The sequence below is a fragment of the Tsukamurella serpentis genome (assembly GCF_054780975.1).
Genome location: NZ_BAAGVH010000003.1, coordinates 560,330 through 580,835, shown reverse-complemented (window position 1 = coordinate 580,835; position 20,506 = coordinate 560,330). Strand labels below are relative to the sequence as shown.

Annotated in this window: 20 protein-coding genes; 4 read left to right on the top strand and 16 right to left on the bottom strand. The window is 69.2% G+C overall.

Going from position 1 to position 20,506, the window contains the following annotated elements; translation table 11 throughout:
* Window positions 1-103: 103 nt before the first annotated feature.
* The 7 genes from ACYVHG_RS11060 to ACYVHG_RS11030 form a co-directional block, all read right to left on the bottom strand.
* Window positions 104-544: an anthrone oxygenase family protein gene (locus ACYVHG_RS11060; protein WP_461167485.1), complete on the bottom strand. Its 441-nt coding sequence runs from the start codon at window positions 542-544 to the stop codon at window positions 104-106.
* A gap of 46 nt (window positions 545-590) precedes the next feature.
* On the bottom strand, window positions 591-1,910 hold the full coding sequence (locus ACYVHG_RS11055) for a permease prefix domain 1-containing protein (RefSeq protein WP_461167484.1): 1,320 nt from the start codon (window positions 1,908-1,910) through the stop codon (window positions 591-593).
* Window positions 1,907-2,257, bottom strand: a complete 351-nt coding sequence (locus ACYVHG_RS11050; RefSeq protein ID WP_461167483.1) for a PadR family transcriptional regulator — start codon at window positions 2,255-2,257, stop codon at window positions 1,907-1,909. The genes ACYVHG_RS11055 and ACYVHG_RS11050 overlap by 4 nt, the downstream gene beginning before the upstream one ends.
* A gap of 146 nt (window positions 2,258-2,403) precedes the next feature.
* A complete protein-coding gene (locus ACYVHG_RS11045) occupies window positions 2,404-3,708 on the bottom strand; it encodes a PhoH family protein (RefSeq protein WP_461167482.1) in 1,305 nt (434 codons plus the stop codon).
* A gap of 272 nt (window positions 3,709-3,980) precedes the next feature.
* A complete protein-coding gene (locus tag ACYVHG_RS11040) occupies window positions 3,981-4,808 on the bottom strand; it encodes an acyl-ACP desaturase (RefSeq protein WP_461167481.1) in 828 nt (275 codons plus the stop codon).
* A 91-nt stretch (window positions 4,809-4,899) separates the two neighbouring features.
* Window positions 4,900-6,198 (bottom strand): serine hydroxymethyltransferase, encoded by a 1,299-nt coding sequence (gene glyA / locus ACYVHG_RS11035; protein WP_461167480.1) that lies wholly within the window; start codon window positions 6,196-6,198, stop codon window positions 4,900-4,902.
* 9 nt (window positions 6,199-6,207) lie between these two features.
* Window positions 6,208-7,431: a DUF885 domain-containing protein gene (locus tag ACYVHG_RS11030; RefSeq protein WP_461167479.1), complete on the bottom strand. Its 1,224-nt coding sequence runs from the start codon at window positions 7,429-7,431 to the stop codon at window positions 6,208-6,210.
* A 45-nt stretch (window positions 7,432-7,476) separates the two neighbouring features.
* On the opposite strand from ACYVHG_RS11030, the gene coaA reads away from it, so the two are divergent.
* A complete protein-coding gene (coaA, locus tag ACYVHG_RS11025; RefSeq protein ID WP_461167478.1) occupies window positions 7,477-8,400 on the top strand; it encodes a type I pantothenate kinase in 924 nt (307 codons plus the stop codon).
* A gap of 3 nt (window positions 8,401-8,403) precedes the next feature.
* Here coaA and ACYVHG_RS11020 read toward each other — a convergent pair whose 3' ends face one another.
* From ACYVHG_RS11020 to mca, 6 genes are all read right to left on the bottom strand, one after another.
* Window positions 8,404-9,204: an isoprenyl transferase gene (locus ACYVHG_RS11020; protein ID WP_461167652.1), complete on the bottom strand. Its 801-nt coding sequence runs from the start codon at window positions 9,202-9,204 to the stop codon at window positions 8,404-8,406.
* Between the two features lie 80 nt (window positions 9,205-9,284).
* Window positions 9,285-10,034: an SDR family NAD(P)-dependent oxidoreductase gene (locus tag ACYVHG_RS11015; protein ID WP_461167477.1), complete on the bottom strand. Its 750-nt coding sequence runs from the start codon at window positions 10,032-10,034 to the stop codon at window positions 9,285-9,287.
* 2 nt (window positions 10,035-10,036) lie between these two features.
* Window positions 10,037-11,149, bottom strand: a complete 1,113-nt coding sequence (locus ACYVHG_RS11010) for a 3-deoxy-7-phosphoheptulonate synthase (RefSeq protein WP_461167476.1) — start codon at window positions 11,147-11,149, stop codon at window positions 10,037-10,039.
* A gap of 194 nt (window positions 11,150-11,343) precedes the next feature.
* Window positions 11,344-13,314, bottom strand: coding sequence for a thioredoxin domain-containing protein (locus ACYVHG_RS11005; protein WP_461167475.1), 1,971 nt, complete (start codon window positions 13,312-13,314; stop codon window positions 11,344-11,346).
* Window positions 13,315-13,392: 78 nt separating this feature from the next.
* A complete protein-coding gene (locus ACYVHG_RS11000) occupies window positions 13,393-13,710 on the bottom strand; it encodes a hypothetical protein (protein ID WP_461167474.1) in 318 nt (105 codons plus the stop codon).
* Window positions 13,710-14,576, bottom strand: a complete 867-nt coding sequence (mca, locus tag ACYVHG_RS10995) for a mycothiol conjugate amidase Mca (protein WP_461167473.1) — start codon at window positions 14,574-14,576, stop codon at window positions 13,710-13,712. Before mca ends, ACYVHG_RS11000 begins: the two co-directional genes overlap by 1 nt.
* An 86-nt stretch (window positions 14,577-14,662) precedes the next feature.
* Here mca and ACYVHG_RS10990 point away from each other — a divergent pair, with 86 nt between their 5' ends.
* From ACYVHG_RS10990 to greA, 3 genes are all read left to right on the top strand, one after another.
* Window positions 14,663-15,091, top strand: coding sequence for a DUF4307 domain-containing protein (locus ACYVHG_RS10990; RefSeq protein WP_461167472.1), 429 nt, complete (start codon window positions 14,663-14,665; stop codon window positions 15,089-15,091).
* Window positions 15,088-15,846, top strand: coding sequence for a queuosine precursor transporter (locus ACYVHG_RS10985; protein WP_461167471.1), 759 nt, complete (start codon window positions 15,088-15,090; stop codon window positions 15,844-15,846). Before ACYVHG_RS10990 ends, ACYVHG_RS10985 begins: the two co-directional genes overlap by 4 nt.
* Before the next feature lie 168 nt (window positions 15,847-16,014).
* Window positions 16,015-16,509: a transcription elongation factor GreA gene (gene greA, locus ACYVHG_RS10980; RefSeq protein WP_461167470.1), complete on the top strand. Its 495-nt coding sequence runs from the start codon at window positions 16,015-16,017 to the stop codon at window positions 16,507-16,509.
* Window positions 16,510-16,585: 76 nt separating this feature from the next.
* Here greA and ACYVHG_RS10975 read toward each other — a convergent pair whose 3' ends face one another.
* The 3 genes from ACYVHG_RS10975 to ACYVHG_RS10965 all read right to left on the bottom strand — a co-directional run bounded on the left by ACYVHG_RS10975 (window position 16,586) and on the right by ACYVHG_RS10965 (window position 20,465).
* Window positions 16,586-17,722, bottom strand: coding sequence for a polysaccharide deacetylase family protein (locus ACYVHG_RS10975; protein WP_461167469.1), 1,137 nt, complete (start codon window positions 17,720-17,722; stop codon window positions 16,586-16,588).
* A 172-nt stretch (window positions 17,723-17,894) separates the two neighbouring features.
* Complete coding sequence (locus ACYVHG_RS10970) at window positions 17,895-19,067, bottom strand: cystathionine gamma-synthase (protein WP_461167468.1); 1,173 nt, start codon at window positions 19,065-19,067, stop codon at window positions 17,895-17,897.
* A 15-nt stretch (window positions 19,068-19,082) separates the two neighbouring features.
* On the bottom strand, window positions 19,083-20,465 hold the full coding sequence (locus ACYVHG_RS10965; RefSeq protein WP_461167467.1) for a cystathionine beta-synthase: 1,383 nt from the start codon (window positions 20,463-20,465) through the stop codon (window positions 19,083-19,085).
* Window positions 20,466-20,506: the final 41 nt, after the last annotated feature.

The window sequence follows — 20,506 nt, the reverse complement described above, 5'->3', positions numbered from 1 at the left end:
CTACCTGCTTATCAGGTGTCGCACACTGGGAAACTGGTGGTTTTCTGGCGTACGAGGCCGAATTCGGCTTCATAGCGGAAAAACCGCCCGCTTTCGCAGCCGATCAGACGCCGGCAACCGCCAGGCCAACGGCGCCCGCGGCGCACAACCACGTGCGGGCGAGGTTCCACGCTCCCCAAACGCGGACGAACCGCGCCCATTCGACTGTGCCCGCGGTGAGTCGTCGATTGAGCGGCACGTTGACCGCGATGGTCAGCACCAGCGCGGCGACGACGCACACCGCGCCCAGCGCAGCAGCGGCGGTCCTCGGGTCGAACCCGTCCGTGACGATCCTCCCGATCACCGCGACGACGGCGAGCACCGGGGCGAGCAGGAAGATCGCGAGGAACGGTGGCCGCTCGACCGCGTCGTTCATCCGGCGCATGGAGTCGGCACCGTCGGCCGCTGCACGCTGAGCGGAGACGACCGTGGCGTAGGCGAAGTAGAAGCCGGCCAGCACTCCGCTGAGCAGGGCCGCGGATCCGAGAACGAGTTCATCAGACATGGTTCGATGATCCCCCTCGATCCCCTCACTCCCGCGAGAGGCCAGGTCAGCCGAACCCGAAGACGGGCGGAAGGGCGAGTGCCACCACCGTAGCCCACACGCCGTACGCGGGCAGCGTGGTCGTCTGCCAGCGCTCGACAGCGGTGAAGTCCCGGCGCCCACGGGTGAACCCGACGCCCAGCACCGCCGCACCCGCGAGGATCACCAACAGCACCAGGTTCAGGCCCAGTACCGCCACCTTGTTCGGCGAGGTCCCGAACTCGGCGGTACGGGTGACCATCGCCACCAGCACGACGAGGTCGACCACGATCGCGACTGCCACCAGTGCCACCTGGAGGCGGTCGAAGACATCGGGGCGCCGCCGCGGATCGCGTGCCGATACCGCGTACAGCAGCAGCCCCACGACGAGCACCAGAACCACGGTCATCAGCAACAGCAGATTGCGGTCGGCGCCGATGAGGCCGGGCCGCGAGACGAACGCACCGAGCACCACGACCAGCATGACCAGCGTGATCGGGGTGAAGATACGCGTGAGCACGGGGGCGATGTTCTCGATGACCTCCTGCTTGGCCTCCACCAGCCACGCGGCGACCAGGACCGCGCCGCCCGCGCAGGCCGGCAGGGCCCACTCGGTGACCGGCGACTCCGCATCCAGTCCGACGGTGCTCAGCGCCGCGATCGTCAGCCCCGTGATCGCTCCGCCCCCGAGCGCGATGAGTACGAAATAGATGACGAACTCGCCGGTGAACCGCACGAAATCCATCCGTCGCGGAGCCGAGCGCCAAGCGCCGCCGGTGTAGGCGATGCCCACACCGAACCACAGGACGATCGGCGCGGCGACCACCGCGAGAGCCTCCGTGGAACCGCCGGATGCGAACGGGTAGGCGGCGAGCAGCGCTGCCATCACCGCGAAGCCACCGATCAGGATCGCCGCAGTGCGAGCGGGCGAGGACCGCTTCCAGGTGAAGTAGCCGACGAGGAACGGCGCGATCGCGAAGGCGGCGAACCGGGGTGCGACCCCGCCGAGCAGGTGCAGCACCGCGAGCAGTGACAGCCCGGCGGCGGCACCGAGTGTCAGCACCACCTGCAGTTCACCACGCCGACCGGTCCGGTCTTCGGCCTTGCCGAGTACGAGTTGCTTCCAGAGCCGGTCGGAATGCTCGCGGGCGAACTCGTGGGCAACCGCGTCGGCGGCGCCCATGCGCTTGACCGCGACGAGGAACGACTCGTCACCGTCGAGGCCGCGAGCCTGCAGATCGGCGATCTGATCACGCAGATGCGATTCGAGCTCGTCGACCTCCTCGGAACGCATCCGGCGACCCTCCAGGTAGCCGCGCCACTGCCGGATCTGGGCGTCGCCGCTCATGCCTGCCCCGGAAGCGGTGCGTGGTCGGACCAGAGCCCGTCGAGGGCGGCGCTGACGACCCGCCACTGATCCCGGCGATCCGCGAGCGCCTCCTGGCCGGCGGGGGTGATGGCGTAGTGCTTGCGCCGACGGCCGGTGTCCGCGACCTCCCACCGCGATTCCACCTGACCGAGGCGTTCGAGCCGGTGCAGCAGTGGATAGAGCATCCCGTCGGACCACTCGAGCCGCCCGTCCGAGAGCTCCCGGACCCGCGTGAGGATCGCGTAACCGTAGCTGTCGCCGCGGCTGAGGATGCTCAGCACCAGCGGGGTCGCCGATGCCGCGACCAGATCCTTGTCGATGTGCACGACACAACCTCCGTACCTAGATCCGTTAGGTATACATATACCTAACGGATCTAGGTATGCCAAGGCGGTCGTGAGAATCGCGGTTTTCTGCCGGATGAAGCCGAATCCGGCTTCATAGCCGCGAGAACCGCAGTTTTCACAGCTGATCAGGCGCCGGGTGCGAACTCCTCCAGCATCTCGGTCACCAGCGCGGCGATCGGAGAACGCTCGGAACGAGTCAGCGTGATGTGCGCGAAGAGCGGGTGACCCTTGAGCTTCTCGATCACCGCGGCCACACCGTCGTGCCGGCCGACCCGCAGGTTGTCGCGCTGCGCCACATCGTGGGTCAGCACCACCCGCGAGCCGCTACCGAGCCGCGAGAGCACCGTGAGCAGCACGTTCCGCTCCAGCGACTGAGCCTCATCGACGATCACGAAGGAATCGTGCAGCGACCGGCCGCGGATGTGGGTCAGCGGCAGTACCTCCAGCATGCCGCGCGAGAGCACCTCCTCGATCACCTCGGTCGACGCGAGCCCGTCGAGGGTGTCGAAGACCGCCTGCGCCCACGGGCCCATCTTCTCGTTCTCAGTCCCGGGCAGGTAGCCCAGTTCCTGACCGCCGACCGCGTACAGCGGCCGGAACACGACCACCTTGCGCTGCGTCCGCTTCTCCAGCACCGCTTCCAGGCCCGCGCACAGCGCCAGCGCCGACTTGCCGGTTCCGGCCTTACCACCGAGGGAGACGATGCCCACCGACTCGTCCAGCAGCAGATCCAGCGCCACCCGCTGCTCCGCGCTGCGTCCGTGCAGACCGAAGGCCTCGCGATCACCGCGGACCAGTTGGACCTGCTTGTCGGCGGTCACGCGGCCGAGCGCACTGGAGGTACCCCCCAGCAGCCGCACCCCGGTGTGACAGGGCAGGTCCCGGGCGTCGTCGAGATCGACCACACCGTCCGCGAACAGCGAGTCGATCGACCCCGGAGCCACTTCCAGCTCCTCCATTCCAGTGAAACCGCTGGTCACCACATCCTGCGCGCGGTACTCGTCGGCGGGCAGGCCCACCGCGCCGGCCTTGACGCGCAGCGGGATGTCCTTCGAGACCAGCACGACGTCTTTCCCCTCGGCGCGCAGGTTCAGCGCGCACGCCAGGATCCGGGAGTCATTGGTCTCGGTGCGGAACCCGACCGGCAGCACCGTCGGGTCGATGTGGTTCAGCTCGACCTGCACCGTGCCGCCCCCAGGAGTGGGGATCGGCTGGTCGAGTCGGCCGTGCTCGAGCCGCATGTCGTCGAGCAGGCGCAGCGACTCGCGGGCGAACCAGCCGAGTTCGGCGTGGTGACGCTTCGCTTCGAGCTCACTGATCACCACGAGCGGGAGCACCACATCGTGCTCGACGAATCGGGTGACGGCCCAGGGATCGGACAGCAGGACGGAGGTGTCGAGCACGTACGTGCGGTTGGCCTGGAAGGACACGGTGACGCTCCTAGCCTGCGCGGCGCCCACGCAAGCGTGTAGCTGCGGCCGGCCGGTTCCAAACACCGACGGTGCGTGTTCTACGCCCGTACGGCGAGGACCGGGGCCGGCCCTCTCGTGAGAACTGGTTGTCCAGTCACGGTTGGAACCTCCCGGGATGAACTGCTTCCCCGCAATCCATCACCGCCAAACTAACGCCGAACGCGCCGCGGGTCAGGGACCACACGCGGCGCGTTCGTGAACAGTGCGTTACGAGCTGTGCTCGCCTTGTTTCAGAGCTCCAAACCCCACCGGGAGAGCAGCACGTTGAGCACCTCACGGTCCCGCTCGGGCGAGCTGATCCCGGCCTCGGTGACGATGCTGCGCGACTCGTCCAAACCGTCGGCGGTCTCGGCCCCCATCGGCGAAGTGGCGCGTGCCTGACGCAGCAGGGCGTCCTTGACCTGCCCCTCGTTGACGTCCAGCGCCACGGTGAGCAACTCGGTCCAGTACTGCTGCTGGGTGCGATCGTCGGCCGCGATCTTGCGCAGCGTGGTGACCAGGCCGGCCGGGGTGCCCTCGGACTTCTCGGCGAAATCGGCGAGGCGGTCGAAGTAGTCGGCGGACAGCGCCTCATGCGCCACGACCAGGGCGATCTGGTCGGCGACCTGGATCTCCTCGCGAGTCTTCTCGTACTGACGGTAGCCGCGGGTCACGGCCTCCAGACGCCACGCCTCGAGCTGTTCGACGTCGAAGGTGCGGCTGACCACCACGTGATCGCGCAGGGCGATGGCGTGGCGGTTCTCCTCGGCGGTCCAGTGGCCGACGAAGCGGCCCCAGTCCGACTCGATGAGGTGGTGCTGCGCGAGCAGACGGTGGAAGGACGGCAGGTGGTCCTTGGTGAGCAGGCCCAGGACCAGGCCGTGCGCCACGACCGGATGCACCTTCACGTCAGCGGGGACGAAGTCCTCGCCGCCGAGGAAGGCGTAGTTGCGGCCGTCGTCCCACGGCACGTAGTCGTGGGGCTGCCACGCGTCGCCGGCCTCGACGTAGGCGGCGCGGATGTCCGGCAGCGCCTTGTCGATGGCGAGAGTCAGGTCCTCGGAGGTGCTGGAAGTCACTCGCCCACTGTAGGCCAGCCGCCGCCCGGCCTTCAAATCCCAGGTGACGGACCCGGGACCCACGTCCCAGGACGTTGCGGACCGGTCGAGGTCAGCGCGAGAGCAGGCCCCAGTCCTCGAGACCCTCGTACAGCGGGATCTGCAGCGCCAGCGCCGACACCCGGGCACGCAGCGCGGCGGTGTCAGCGGCCTTGCCCTGCGCCAGCGCGGTGCCGATGATGTCGGCCACCTCGGTGAACTCCTGGTCGCCGAAACCGCGGCTGGCCAGCGCGGCGGTGCCGATCCGCAGGCCGGAGGTCACCATCGGCGGGCGCGGGTCGAAGGGCACGGCGTTGCGGTTGACGGTGATTCCGACCTCGTGCAGCAGATCCTCGGCCTGCTGGCCGTCGAGGTCGCTGTTGCGCAGGTCCACCAGCACCAGGTGCACATCGGTGCCACCGGTGAGGACGGTGACACCCGCATCGGCGACGTCCTTCGCGCCGAGGCGCTCGGCGAGGATCCGGGCACCGTCGAGGGTGCGCTGCTGCTTCTGCCGGAACTCGTCGGTCGCCGCGACCTTGAGCGCGACGGCCTTGGCGGCGATCACGTGCATCAGCGGGCCGCCCTGCTGGCCGGGGAAGACCGCGGAGTTCAGCTTCTTCGCCCACTCCTGCTTGGCCAGGATGATGCCCGACCGGGGGCCGCCCAGCGTCTTGTGCACCGTCGAGGAGACCACGTCGGCGTGCGGGACCGGGCTCGGGTGCAGGCCGGCGGCCACCAGGCCGGCGAAGTGCGCCATGTCGACCCACAGGTGTGCGCCCACCTCGTCGGCGATGGAGCGGAAGGCCGCGAAGTCGAGGTGACGCGGGTACGCCGACCAGCCGGCCACGATCACCTTCGGCTTGGAATCGAGGGCGATCTTGCGCACCTCGTCCATGTCCACCCGGTGGTCCTCCTTGGACACGCCGTAGAAGACGTTCTCGTAGAGCTTGCCGGAGAAGTTCAGCCGCATGCCGTGGGTGAGGTGCCCGCCGTGCGCGAGGTCCAGGCCCATCAGCGTCTCGCCGGGTTCCATCAGCGCCTGCAGCACCGCGGCGTTGGCCTGCGCGCCGGAATGCGGCTGGACGTTGGCGAACTCGGCGCCGAAGAGCTCCTTGGCGCGATCGCGCGCGAGGTCCTCGACCACGTCGACGTACTCGCAGCCGCCGTAGTAACGGCGCCCCGGGTAGCCCTCGGCGTACTTGTTGGTGAGCACCGAGCCCTGCGCCTGCAGCACCGCGCGGGGCACGAAGTTCTCCGACGCGATCATCTCCAGCGTGTCGCGCTGCCGGGCGAGCTCACCGTTCATGGCGGCGGCCACTTCGGGATCGAGTTCGGCGAGGGACGCGGAGTTCACGCTGTTTTCGCTCATGTGCCCATCCTAAGCGGCGAGTTCCCGCCGCAGCGCAGACGGGGTGAGCGGCTCGTCGAGCAGACGGCCGAAGCGCTCCTCCCGAGCCCCCGGGACACCCGGTGCGGCGTCCAGCCACCGGCCGAGCAGGGCGTACCCCTCCACGTAGGTGCTGATGTACGCCCTCCACAGCGGCGAGCCGACGAAGCGCAGCGACTGCCGCGCGCTCCGCTCGGCCATCAGCCCCCAGCGCTGCAGGTACGCGGCCACCTCGTCCTCGCCGGCGTGGCGATCGTGCAGCAGTAGCGCGGCGTCCTGTCGCACCCGCTGCAGCGGCGACGATGCCACGGCGATCGCCTCCGCGAGTTCCCCGTCGAAACCGAAGCCCAGATCGGCGTAGATCTCGCGGGCCCAGGCACCCCAGCCCGGCCCGATCGCCGCGTGCAGTGCGTGATCGGCGAGTCCTTCGGCCATCAGGCACTGCGGGGTGTTGACCAGGAAGATGGTCTGCTCGGGCTGCCTCCCGCCGGGCTCCCCCGCCACCAGCAGCTGCTCCTTGCGGCAGTGCTCGGTGTGGTGCCCCGGGTAGGCCTCGTGTGCGATCAGGTGCGGCAGCGTCGACAGGTACTGCGGCAGGTCGCCGTTGATCGCCACCCGCGATCGGTAGCCGCCCAGGTAGTAGTTGAACCCGGACCAGGGCTTATCGCGCTCGATCTCGAACGCCACCGTCTCCGCCTCCGGCAACCGGTAACGCTCGCGCACCACCTCCCGCAGCGCCCCGGCGAGCGCGTCCACCACCTCGGGCACCCGCTCGGCGGGAACGGCGAAGCGTTCGCGCTGCGCCTGCATCCGAGGCTGCACGGGGCCGGTGCCGGGCAGCAGTTCGTCGAGCCGGGCGTGCGCGGCCTCGTAGTCGGCGGTCTCCCCCAGGGCGATGTCCACGTCGAAGTAGGCCTTCACCTCGTCCACGAAACCGATGGGCGCACCGTCGAACCTGCGGGCGGAGCACTCCAGGGCCGCGACGTGACCGGCCAGGAACTCGCGGCGCTGCGCGCTGAGCGAGGTATCGGCGTCGATCTCGCGCAGCAGGGCGCGCGCCTGGGCGGCGAGCTCCGACGGAACGGGCGCGTCCTCGGCCGCCACCGCCCGACGGTGCTCCGGGTCACCGAAGTAGGCGTCGACGAAACCGGATTCGATGCGGTCGAACCGCAGGCCGAGCCGCAGGTAACGGTCAGTGACGCTGATGTCGCCCATGCGTGCCAGACTAAGGGGCATGTCTGACGCGGGGAGCGGAGCCCGGTGAGCGAACCGAGCCCGTACATCGAGCTCGACCGTGCTCAGTGGCGTGAGCTCCGGCAGTCGACCCCGCTGTCATTGACCGAGGAGGACCTCTCCCACCTGCGCGGTCTCGGCGAGCAGATCGACCTGGCCGAGGTCGCCGAGGTCTACCTACCGGTCTCACGTCTGATCCACCTGCAGGTCGCCGCCCGGCAACGGCTGTACGCGGCGACCGCGACCTTCCTCGGCGAACAGCGCCACGACGCCCAGGTCCCGTTCGTGATCGGGGTGGCCGGATCGGTCGCTGTCGGCAAGTCGACGACGGCCCGTGTGCTGCAGGCACTGCTCTCCCGCTGGGACTCGCACCCGCGGGTCGATCTGGTGACCACCGACGGTTTCCTCTACCCCACCGCCGAGCTGGAACGCCGCGGCATCATGCACCGCAAGGGTTTCCCCGAGGCCTACGACCGGCGCGCCCTGTTGCGGTTCGTGACCGCGGTGAAGTCCGGCGCCGAGGACGTCACCGCCCCGGTCTACTCGCACCGCCTCTACGACATCGTGCCCGGGGAGTTCATCCATGTTCGACGCCCGGACGTACTGATCGTCGAGGGGCTGAACGTACTGCAGACGGGCTCGCGGCTGATGGTCTCGGACCTGTTCGATTTCTCGGTGTACGTGGACGCGCGGATCGAGGACATCGAGCGGTGGTACGTCGACCGGTTCCTGTCCATGCGGACCACGTCGTTCGCGGATCCGTCGTCGCACTTCCACCACTACGCCGAGCTCTCGGACACCGAGGCGCGGGACCGCGCCGAAGACATCTGGGCGGGTATCAACCGGCCGAACCTGGTGCAGAACATCCTGCCGACGCGCCCGCGCGCGACGCTGGTGCTGCGCAAGGACTCCGACCACTCGATCAACCGGGTGCGGCTGCGCAAGCTGTAGGTCTCAGCTCCCGAACCGGCGGTGCCGCGCGGCGTAGTCGCGCAGTGCGCGCAGGAAATCGACCCGCCGGAACTCGGGCCAGTACGCCTCGGTGAACCAGATCTCGCTGTACGCGCTCTGCCACAACAGGAATCCGGACAGGCGCTGCTCACCGGAGGTGCGGATAACCAGATCCGGGTCGGGCTGCCCCTTCGTGTAGAGGTGCTGGTCGATCCCGTCGACGGTCACCGCGTCCACCAGCTCGGCCGGTGAGGCACCGTCGGACGCCTTCTCCCGCAGGAGCGATTGCACCGCGTCCACGATCTCCTTGCGCCCGCCGTACCCGACGGCGACGTTGACGTGTGTGCCGGTGCGTCCCCGGGTCCCCTCGGCGGCCGCGGTGAGCCGGCGGGCGGCTTCGGCGGGCAGCAGGTTCATCGCGCCCACGATCTGCACGGACCAGTTCTTGTCGGCGCCGGCGATCTCCTCGACCACGTCGGTGATGATCTCCAGCAGTGCGGCGAGCTCGTCCGGATCACGCCTCAGATTCTCGGTGGACAGCAGGTAGATGGTGGCCAGTTCGATGCCCGCCTCATCACACCAGTCGAGCATCTCGGCGATCTTCTTCGCGCCCATCCGGTAGCCGTGGCTGACATCGGTGAATCCGGCGGCCCGGGCCCAGCGCCGGTTCCCGTCGCACAGCACGGCCACATGCCGGGGGCGCTGCGCACCGTCGCGGTACGACGAGGTGAGCTCGCTCACCAGGCGACGCTCGTACAGCGCGTACACGGGTGCGACGAGTTTGCGGGCCGAGCCGGTGGGAATCGACAAGGGCAGTCTGGGAGCACTCACCACGCGGAACACACTACGCCGCTGCGGCACCGTTTCCGGGTTTCGGCCGCGCGCTACCGGCGGTGCACATTGCGGGCGGCGACCTGATCGCGGGGCATGATCTGGATCTGGTCGATGTTCACGTGCGGAGGCCGGGTGACCGCCCAGGTCACGGCATCGGCGACGTCGTCGGCGGTGAGGTTGTCGACGCCCTCGTAGATCTTGCTCGCGGCTTCGGCATCGCCGCCGAGCCGGACCAGTGAGAACTCGGTCTCGACCATGCCCGGGTCGATCTCGATCACCCGGATCGGCTCGCCCTTGAGCTCGAGGCGAAGTACACGGGTCACTGCGCGGGCACCGAACTTGGCGGCGTTGTAGCCGGCGCCGGTCTCGTACGGCTCCAGCGCGGCCACCGAGCCGATGGTCACCACGCTGGCCGCCGGGGAGTTGCGCAGTTTCGGCAGCAGCGCCTGGGTCACGCGCAGAATGGACAGCACGTTGATGTCGTACATGCGGGCCCAATCGGCCTCGTCGGCGCTCTCGAAGCGGTCCACACCGATCGCGCCACCGGCGTTGTTGACCAGCACGTCCACGGTGTCGATGGCGTCGGTGAAGGCACGCACCGAGGCGGCATCGGAGACATCGAGCGCCAGTGCGGTGACGATCCGCTCGGGGAACTCGGCTTCGAGCCGGGCCTTGAGATCCTCGAGCCGCTCGATCCGGCGGGCACCGATCACCACGTCGTATCCGGCGAGCACCAGTTGCCGCGCCGTGGCGGCCCCGATCCCGCTGCTGGCTCCGGTGACGACAGCGACTTCGGCCATGACTACTCCTGAAATGTTGAGTGGGACCTGGTGGCGACCACCGTATCGCGGGGATCGTGCCGCAGTGCGGCGGCCAGATCGTGCAGCACCGAATCGGTGACGGTGAAGTCCATGCACTTGTCGGTCACCGACTGTCCGTAGACCAGCGGCCCCGGACCGGGCTGCTGCGCACCGGCGACCAGGAAGGACTCCAGCATGATCCCGGAGATTCCCTGCTCCCCCGCGGCGATCCGGCCGGCGATCTCCCGCGCCACCTCCGCCTGGCGTACATGGTCCTTACCCGAGTTCGCGTGCGAGCAGTCGACCATCAGCGACGGGGACAGGCCCGCCTGCACCAGCGCCGCGACCGCCGACGAGACGGATCCGGCGTCGAAGTTGGGCCCGCCCCGGCCGCCGCGCAGGATCACGTGGCAGTTGTCGTTGCCCACGGTCTCGACCACGGCGGCGGCACCGTCGTCGTCGGTGCCGAAGAAGACGTGGCCGGCCGCCGCCGCCTGCACCCCGTCGATCGCGACGGAGACGTTGCCGTCGGTGGCGTTCTTGAAACCGATCGGCATGGACAGTCCGGAGGCGAGCTGACGGTGCACCTGCGATTCGGTGGTGCGGGCACCGATCGCGCCCCAGGCCACAGTGTCGGCGATGTACTGCGGGCTGGTCGGTTCCAGGAACTCGCACCCCACCGGCAGCCCGATCTCGAGGATCTGCAGCAGCAGTTGCCGCGCGATACGCAGGCCGCGGGGCACGTCGTAGCTCTCGTCCATGCCGGGGTCGTTGATCAGGCCCTTCCAGCCGACGGTGGTGCGCGGCTTCTCGAAGTACACGCGCATCACGATCAGCAGCTCGTCGGCGAGCTGATCGGCGATCGGCTTGAGCCGGCGAGCGTAATCGAGAGCGGCCTGCGGGTCGTGCACCGAGCACGGCCCCACCACCACGAGCAGCCGCTGGTCGCGTCCGGCGATCACATCGGCGACCGCGGCGCGGTCCGCTTCGACCTGCGCGGCCAGAGCGGATTCCAGCGGCAGTTCCTCACGCAATTGCGCCGGTGACGGAATGGCGTGGAAGGCGCGGACACGGCGGTTCGATGTCGATGCCGGTACGTCGAGTTCGATGGTCATGGGGTACCTCTCTGGTGGACGGCACCAGATCCCCTCCGGCGCCATAGAAAAAGGCAGCGAGTGATCTCGCTGCCTGGGCTCCGGGGTTGTTCGGACGGGTTATCCGCGCATACGCGCATCACCGCCGGCCCACCCGGAGCCCGACGTAAAGCGCCAATACGCGTTCATACCCACGCCGGAGAAACTAGCACACGCTATCGGCGCAGGAGCGCGGCCAGTGCCTGACCATCGGTGACCGGCAGTGCGCACACCTGCCCGTGGCAGACGTAGGCCGCGGCCTTGCCGTCCACCGGGCCGCGACCTTCGAGCAGCGGCTGTGAGTCCCGCTCACCTGCGACGACGACGGCGCCGCCGGGTGCCAGGCGACGCGCCTCGGCGAGGAGGGCGGCGGCTCCGGCACCGTCGGCGACAGCGACGGCGAGCCCGGCCCGGGCCTGCTCCGCGACCGCGAGATGGTGCCCAGCGCCGCGCGGGAGCCGGCGGATCAGCTCGCCCGCACGGGCCCGGGTGGCGGCGGCGAGCGCCGCGTAGCGCTCACCGAGCTGGACCTCGGCGTAAGTCAGTGCCTCGGCGATCAGGCTCGCGCCCGACGGTGTCGCGCCGTCGGCGGGGTCGCGCGGCCGGGTCAGCAGCGGCTGACCGTCCGACGGTGCGTCGTACCAGTTCCCGACGGACGACGGGTCGGCGAATCGGTCGATCGCCGCGTCCAGGATCACGGTCGCCGACTGTGACCAGGCGGGATCTCCGGTGTGCTGGGCCAGCGCGAGCAGGCCGGTGACCAACGCCGCGTAGTCCTCGGCCATCCCGTCGGCAGCGCCGACCAGCCCGCCCAATGAGCTGCGGTACAGCCGGTCGCCGTCCCAGTGGGTATCGAGCAGGTAGTGCGCGCAGGCGGCGGCATCGCCGACCCGGCCCGCTTCGGCGAGCGCGGTGATCGCGAGAGCGTTCCAGACGGTGACCACTTTGTCGTCGCGGCCGGGCTGCGGGCGGCGGGAGCGGGCGTCGAACAGTCGCCGCCGCACATCGGCGAGCCGCACCGGGTCGGGCTCGCCGTGCAGTTGCAGCGTGGACGTGCCGTGCTCGAAGGTGCCCGCCTCCGTGACTGCGAAGACCTCGGCGGCCCAGGCACCGTCGGACTCGCCGAGGACCTCCGCCAGCTGCGCGGGCGTCCACACGTACGTCGCACCCTCCACCCCGTGTCCGTCGATGTCGGTGTCCGCGTCCAGGGAGGAGGCGAACGCGCCGCCGTCGACCCGGAGGTCGCGGAGCAGGAAGTCGGCGGTCTCGCCGGCCACGCGCAGCGCCAGGGGCGAGCCGGTGCGCCGGCCGAGGTGGGCGTAGAAGCGCAGGAGCAGGGCATTGTCGTAGAGCATCTTCTCGAAGTGCGGCACCACCCAGTCGGCGTCCACGGCGTACCGGGCGAAGCCGCCGCCGAGCTGGTCGTAGATGCCTCCGCGCGCCATCGCCTCCGCGCACCGTAGGGCGACCGCATAGGCGGCCGGATCACCGGTGCGTTCGTGGTGCCGCAGCAGCGCTTCGACCGTCGCCGAGGGTGGGAACTTCGGAGCGCGACCGAAGCCGCCGGAACGGTCTTCATCGGCACACAGCGCGGCCACCGCGTCTGCGAGCTCCGGCGCGGTGGGCGCGGCACCGTCGGGCAGGCCTGCGCCGGCCCGGCACAGGTGCTCGGTGACCTGCTCGCAGACCCGGGTGACCTCGGCACGGCGCTCGCGCCAGGTGTCGCTGATCGCGTCGAGCAGTTGCGGAAAGCCCGGCTGTCCGTTGCGCGGCTCCGGCGGGAAGTAGGTGCCGCAGTAGAAGGGCTCCCCCGCCGGAGTGAGGAAGCAGGTCATCGGCCAGCCGCCCTGCCCGGTCATGGCGACGGTGGCGTTCATGTAGATCGCATCCAGGTCGGGGCGTTCCTCGCGGTCGACCTTGATGCACACGAAACCGGCGTTCATCTGCTCCGCGATGGCCTCGTCCTCGAAGGACTCGTGCGCCATCACGTGACACCAGTGGCAGGCGGCGTAGCCGATGGACAGCAGGATCGGTACGTCCCGCTCAGCCGCCTCGGCGAGCGCCTGCTCGGACCACTGCACCCAGTGCACCGGATTGTCGGCGTGTTGCCGCAGGTACGGGCTGGTCGACTGGCCGAGACGGTTCATGTACCCATCCTGCCTCAGGGCACTGACAGCGTTTCCGCGATCAGCGGCCGATCAGGACGACGTCCCCGGGCATCACGGCTAGGGCTTCGGTTCAGTGCCCTCGGTCGCGGTGGACGGTGCGCCGTCGGCCTTCGCCGGCGAGCCGTCGGCGGTCTCGATGCCGGCGTGGTCGGTCCCGCCGGCCTCGTCGCCCACTCCGGGAGCCTCGTCCTCGAACGACTCGGGCAGGTTCTTGACGTGCTTGTTCATCGACCGGATGAGGAAGAACGTCACGGCCAGCAGGGCGACGGTGACGGCCAGGCCGAGCGGGCCCGACTTACCGAACTCGGGCCCCTTGGGCTTCTGCGGGTCGGCGAGGATCACCACGTCGGTGGCGAGTTGCAGCAACGGTCCCATCACAGCTCGATTCCGCTGAACAGGTCCGTCTCGGGCATCCTGCTGCTCACTGTCGTCTTCGCCAATTCGTACTCCTCAGTGGGCCACAGTCGTTGCTGCCACTCCATCGGCACCACGAAGAACGGTCCGTTGGGGTCGATCTGGGTGGCGTGGGCGCGCAGCGCGTCGTCGCGGACCGGGAAGAACTCCCCACACGTGACCTGCGTGGTGACCCGGGCCATCATGTCGTTCTTCTCGTCCTTCCATTTGGCCAGCCACTCGGTGTACGGGTTCTCCATGCCGTGCTCGGCGAACTCGTCGGCGAAGGCCTGGAACTTCCCGCGCAGGAAACCGTGGCTGTAGTAGACCTTCGAGATCTGCCAGGGCGCTCCGGCGTCCGGGAACCGCTCCGGATCCGCTGCGGCCTCGTAGGCCGCCATCGACACCTTGTGCGTCATGATGTGGTCCGGGTGCGGGTAGCCGCCGTTCTCGTCGTATGTGAGCATCACGTGCGGACGGAACTCGCGGATCAGGCGCACCAGGGCCTCGACGGGGACCTCCAGCGGCAGCGTCGCGAAGCTGCCCTCGGGCAGTGGGGGCAGCGGGTCGCCCTCGGGCAGTCCCGAGTCCACGTAGCCCAGCCAGCGGTGATCGACGCCGAGGATCGCAGCGGCCTTGGCCATCTCCTCACGCCGGACGTCGACCATGCGGTCCTTGACCCCGGCCACGTCCATCGCGGGATTGAGGATGTCGCCGCGCTCTCCGCCGGTGAACGTCGCGACCAGTACGTCGTTGCCCTCGGATGCGTATCGCGCCATGGTGGCGGCGCCCTTGCTCGACTCGTCGTCCGGGTGCGCGTGGACGGCCAGTAGGCGATAACCGGTCATGGCGTCCAGTGTTCCACGATCGGCCGACTCCGCGCCGCGCCGGGTGCGCTTGGCGCGGGCGGGGTGCGGCGTGTTTCGATGGACGCATGTCGACCGTCCCCGCCCGCCCCGCCGACCGGTACCCGGATGAGCGGGATCCCGCGAAAGCGCGGCGCTGGGCGATCATCGGTCTGATCGTGGTCGTCGTCGCGGGTGTGGGCATCGCCTGGCTCGGATACCAGAAATTCGCCCGCAAGCCGGTCACCGGTACCGCGGCGGGTTACGAGGTGGTCTCCGATTCGACCGTGGAGGTGCAGGTCTCGGTGACCCGCACCGACCCGTCGCAGCCGGTCAGCTGCATCATCTACGCCAAGGATCGGGCGGCGAACGAGATCGGCCGACGGGAGTTCTACGTGCCCCCGTCGACCGAGCCGATCGTGGTGGTGACCAGCGAGGTCCGTACCACGGAGCCCGCCGCTGTGGGTGATGTCTTCGGTTGCGGAACGGATGTGCCCGCGTATCTTGACCGTCCGTGAGCATCGAGAGAGAACCCGAGTCTGGGCGGCCGGCCCGCAACCGTGTGAGGCCGGCGTACGCGCGAGTCAGCAGTCACTACTTCCCCATGCTCGTCGGCCTGTTCGTCGGCGTCATGATCATCAGCAACATCACCGGCACGAAGGCCGTGCTGTTCGCACCGTCGTTGCAGCTGAACATCCTGGGCCTGCAGATCGACGGGATCGCCACCGACGGCGCCTTCTACCTCTTCCCCCTCGCCTACGTCCTCGGTGACGTGATCTCCGAGGTCTACGGCTTCCGCGCGATGCGCCGGGTGATCTTCACCGGTTTCGCCATCCTCGCGCTCGCCGCCCTCTGCTTCTGGATCACCACCGCCCTGCCGCCGGCTCCCGGCTGGCCGAACGACGAGGCCTTCCGCACCGTCGCCGGGGTGGTCCCCCGCTTCCTGATCGCGGGCCTGGCCGGTTACCTGGTCGGCGAGCTGATGAACTCGTTCGTGCTGGTACGGATGAAGGAGATCACCGGGGAGCGGCACCTGTGGTCCCGGCTGCTCGGTTCGACCGTGGTCGGCGAGTTCTTCGACACGCTGGTCTTCTGCTCGATCGCGGCCCCGGCACTCGGCTTCACCAGCGCCGGGCAGTTCCTCAACTACCTGATCCTGGGGTTCGTCTGGAAGACGCTGGTCGAGATCGCGATCATGCCGCTGAGTTACGCGCTGTGCGGTTTCCTCAAACGCCGCGAACCCACGTATCAGGCCGCCCTGCAGACTGCGTGACGGCCGCACACAATAGCCGGTTCCGTGCTAGAATCGGCGGATGCACGGTTCCGAGCGGAGCCGTGTATTGCTGCATTTCGGGCCCCGGGCAGTGCCCCGGGACCGGTTCGGCGGCAGGTGTAGGGCCTGCAACCGGGCCCTGCCGACAATCGACGAAGGATGGATGACATGACGGACACGCAGGTGACGTGGCTGACCCCGGAGTCGCACGAGCGGCTCAAGAACGAGTTGGACACGTTGATCGCCAACCGGCCCGTCATCGCCGCCGAGATCAACGAGCGCCGCGAAGAGGGCGACCTCAAGGAGAACGGCGGCTACCACGCCGCGCGTGAGGAGCAGGGCCAGCAGGAGGCGCGTATCCGCCAGCTGCAGGAACTGCTGAACAACGCGAAGGTCGGCGAGGCCCCCACCCAGTCGGGCGTGGCGCTGCCCGGTTCGGTGGTCAAGGTCTACTACGACGGTGACGATTCCGATACCGAGACGTTCCTGATCGCGACCCGCGAGGAGGGCGCACAGGACGGTGGGCTCGAGGTCTACTCGCCCAGCTCGCCGCTCGGTTCCGCCCTGATCGATGCGAAGGTCGGCGACACCCGCGAGTACACGATCCCCAGCGGCGCGACGGTCAAGGTCACGCTGGTCAGCGCGGAGCCGTACCACTCCTGATCGGCTCCCGCCGCACAGCGAACAGCGGGCCCGCCCCCTTTCCGGGGACGGGCCCGCTTTCCATATCGGTCTCGGATCAGCCGGCGCGGGTGCGCAGCAGCTGGCTGACGGTGACGAAGGCGTAGCCCTGCTCGGTCAGCGCGGCCATCGTGCGTTCCAGGGCCTGCGCCGAGGCCACGAAGGTGTCGTGCAACATCACGATCTGACCGGGCTTGACCTGCATCAGCACCTTCGTCAGACCGTCCGGATCGGCCTGGTAGTTGTAGTCGCGGCTGTCGAGGTCCCACAGCACCTGGGTCAGGCCGAGTCGTTTGCCGGCGTCCACCACCGCCGCGTTGGTGTGCCCGCCCATCGGCCGGAACAGTGTGGGCGTGATGCCGACGGAGCTGCGGATCGCGTCGTTGGTCTGCTGCAACTGCGAGCTGCCCTCGGCGTCGGAGAGGGTGGTCATATCGGGCTGGGTCCAGGTGCCGTTGGCGACCTCGTTCCCGGTCCCGGCGATCGCGGTCATGATGTCCGGGTTCAGGCTGACCTGCGCGCCGGTGACGAAGAACGTGCCCTTGCCTCCGTAGCTGTCCAGTGCCTGGAGGAACTGCCTGGTCACCGGTCCTGGGCCGCCGGAGAAGGTGAGCGCCACGCACTTGCTCCGGGCGCAGTCCACGCTGCCGTCGGGCAGCAGTGCGGGTTTGGGCTGTGCAGGCGCCTGGCGGCCGGACGACGGTGCTGCGGGGCGGCCCGCATCCCCACCAGGGGCCGGCTGCGCGCCGTTCCCGGACCCGGCAGTGTTCCCGCCGGGAGTGTTCCCGCTCGCTGTGTTCCCGGTGGCGCTGTTACCGGAATCGCCGGACCCTGAGGCGTTGCCCGGCCCGGTGGGAGGTGCGGCCGGTGCCACCGGAACGCGGGCGGCGTCGGCCGGAGGTGCCGCCGGGGCGTTCGGCGGCGGGACCAGAACGGTCATCGTGGCCGGTGCGGGCGGGGCGGGCGACGCCGCCGTCTGCCCGGAGGGCAGTGCACCGGGGTAACCGCCGGGGCCGGGTGCGGCGGAGGCACCCGACGGTGCCGACGACGGCAACGGGTCGAAGGTGAGGCTCGACCCGGCGCGGCTGGAATCGATACCGGTCACACCGCAGGCCGCCGCGAGGGCGCCGGCGATCACCAGCGCACTCCCGGCAACCGCGTAATTGCGGACCCTTCGGCTCTGTTTCGGCCTCACGAACTCACTCCAGCCACTTGTGTCACGTTCTACAACATGCGCCACTTTAGTCTCAGAAAGTCTGAAGTGGAAGTCGAGGGATCGGATGGTGACCGAGTCGTTACCGGCGAACGCCGAATCCCCCGTGCGAGCAGGCCGCACGGGGGATTCGGTCGATGGTGCCTACGCGGCGTCAGCCGAAGGCGTTCTCCAGATCGGCGATCAGATCGCCGATGTCCTCGATGCCCACGGACAGGCGCACCAGATCGTCCGGGACCTCCAGCTGCGAGCCGGCGGTGGAGGCGTGCGTCATGGCCGCGGGGTGCTCGATGAGCGATTCGATTCCGCCCAGCGACTCGGCCAGAGTGAAGATCTCGGTGCGTGCACAGAACTGCTGCGCGGCCTCACGGCCACCGGCCAGCCGCAGCGAGATCATGCCGCCGAAGCGCTTCATCTGCTTCCGGGCGACCTCGTGGTTGGGGTGCTCGGCCAGGCCCGGGTAGAGCACCGTCGAGACCTCGGGGCGCCCGCTGAGGGAGTCGACGATCCGCTCGGCGTTGTCGCAGTGCCGGTCCATCCGCACTCCGAGGGTCTTGATCCCGCGCAGCGCCAGGTACACGTCGAACGGCCCGGGTACCGCACCCGCACCGTTCTGCAGGAACGCGAAATCGGTGTCGAGCTGCTCGTCGTCGGTGATCAGCGCGCCGCCGACGGTGTCGCTGTGCCCGCCGAGGTACTTGGTCACCGAATGCAGCACCACGTCGGCGCCGAGCGTGAGCGGGGTCTGCAGGTAGGGGCTGGCGAAGGTGTTGTCGACCACCAGCTTCGCCCCGGCGGCGTGCGCGACGTCGGAGAGAGCGGCGATGTCACCGATGTTGAGCAGCGGGTTGGTCGGGGTCTCGATCCACACCAGCTTCGTGGTGGGACGGATCGCCGCGCGTACCGCGTCGACGTCGGTGATCGGCGCCGGGGTGTGCTCGATCCCCCACTGCGAGAACACCTTGTCGATCAGCCGGAAGGTGCCGCCGTAGGCGTCGTCGGGGATCACCAGGTGATCACCGGGGCGCAGGGTGGCGCGCAGCAGCGTATCGGTGGCGGCCATGCCGGACGCGAAACCACGGCCGTAGGTGCCCTCCTCGATCGCGGCGAGATTCGCCTCGTAGGCGCGCCGGGTGGGGTTGCCGGTACGGGCGTACTCGAAGCCACCGCGCATACCGCCCACGCCGTCCTGGGCGAAGGTCGAGCTGGCGTAGATCGGCACGTTCACCGCGCCGGTCAGCGGGTCGGGCTGATATCCGGCGTGGATGGCCCGGGTCGAGAATCCCTGGGCCGCGCTCTGGTCGGCCGCGCTCTTGCGCTCACTCATGTCGATCGCGTCCTTCTACTTGCCGTGGGAGAGGAAGTTCAGCACGTCGTGCCGGGTGATGACGCCGACCGGCTTGCCGTCGTCGATCACCATCAGCGCATCCGAGTCGCGCAGTGCGGTGTTCGCCGCCGAGATCGGCTCACCGGCTCCGATCAGCGGGAACGCCGGTCCCATGTGCTTGCTCACCGGGTCCGCCAGCTCGGCCCGGCCCTCGAAGACCGCGGAGAGCAGCTCGCGTTCGGTGACCGCACCGGCCACCTCGCCGGCCATGACCGGCGGCTCGGCACCGACCACGGGCATCTGCGAGACGCTGTACTCGGCGAGGATCTCGATGGCGTCGCGCACCGTCTCCGAGGGGTGGGTGTGCACGAGGTCGGGCAGCTCACCCGACTTGCCGCGCAGGATGTCGCCGACGAGGGCCTCCCGCTCGTTCGGGTCGAGCGGTGCGCGCAGGAAGCCGTAACTGGACATCCACTTGTCGTTGAAGATCTTCGACAGGTAGCCGCGGCCACCGTCGGGCAGCAGGACGACGACCACAGCGTCCGGGTCGCGCTCGGCGACGCGCAGCGCGGCGACCACCGCCATCCCGCAGGAGCCGCCCACCAGCAGTCCCTCCTCGCGGGCGAGGCGGCGGGTCATCTCGAAGGAGTCGGCGTCGGAGACGGCGATGATCTCGTCCGGGATGTCGGGGTCGTAGGCGGTGGGCCAGAAGTCCTCGCCGACGCCCTCGACCAGGTACGGCCGGCCGGTGCCGCCGGAGTACACGGAGCCCTCGGGGTCGGCGCCGATCACCTTGACCTTCCCGCCGGAGACCTCCTTGAGGTAGCGGCCGGTTCCGGTGATGGTGCCGCCGGTACCCACACCGGCGACGAAGTGGGTGATCGCCCCCTCGGTGTCGCGCCAGATCTCCGGTCCGGTGGTCTCGTAGTGGCTGGCGGGCCCGTTCGGGTTGGAGTACTGGTTCGGCTTCCACGCGCCGGGGATCTCCCGGGTGAGCCGGTCGGAGACGTTGTAGTACGAGTCCGGGTGTTCCGGCGGCACGGCCGTGGGGCACACCACGACCTCGGCGCCGTACGCCTTGAGCACGTTGCGCTTGTCCTCGCTGACCTTGTCCGGGCACACGAAGACGCACTTGTAGCCGCGTTGCTGGGCCACGATGGCCAGGCCCACACCGGTGTTGCCGGAGGTCGGCTCGACGATCGTTCCGCCGGGCTTGAGTTCACCGGACCGCTCGGCGGCGTCGATCATCTTCACCGCGATCCGGTCCTTGCTGGACCCACCCGGGTTGAGGTATTCGATCTTGGCCGCGACCAGGCCGGATCCGGGTGTGACCACCGAGTTCAGTCGCACCAGTGGGGTGTCGCCGATCAGTTCGCTCACGTGTCCTGCGATGCGCATACCTCCATCGTTGCAGAACCGTCCGCGTGACCTCACGGCCG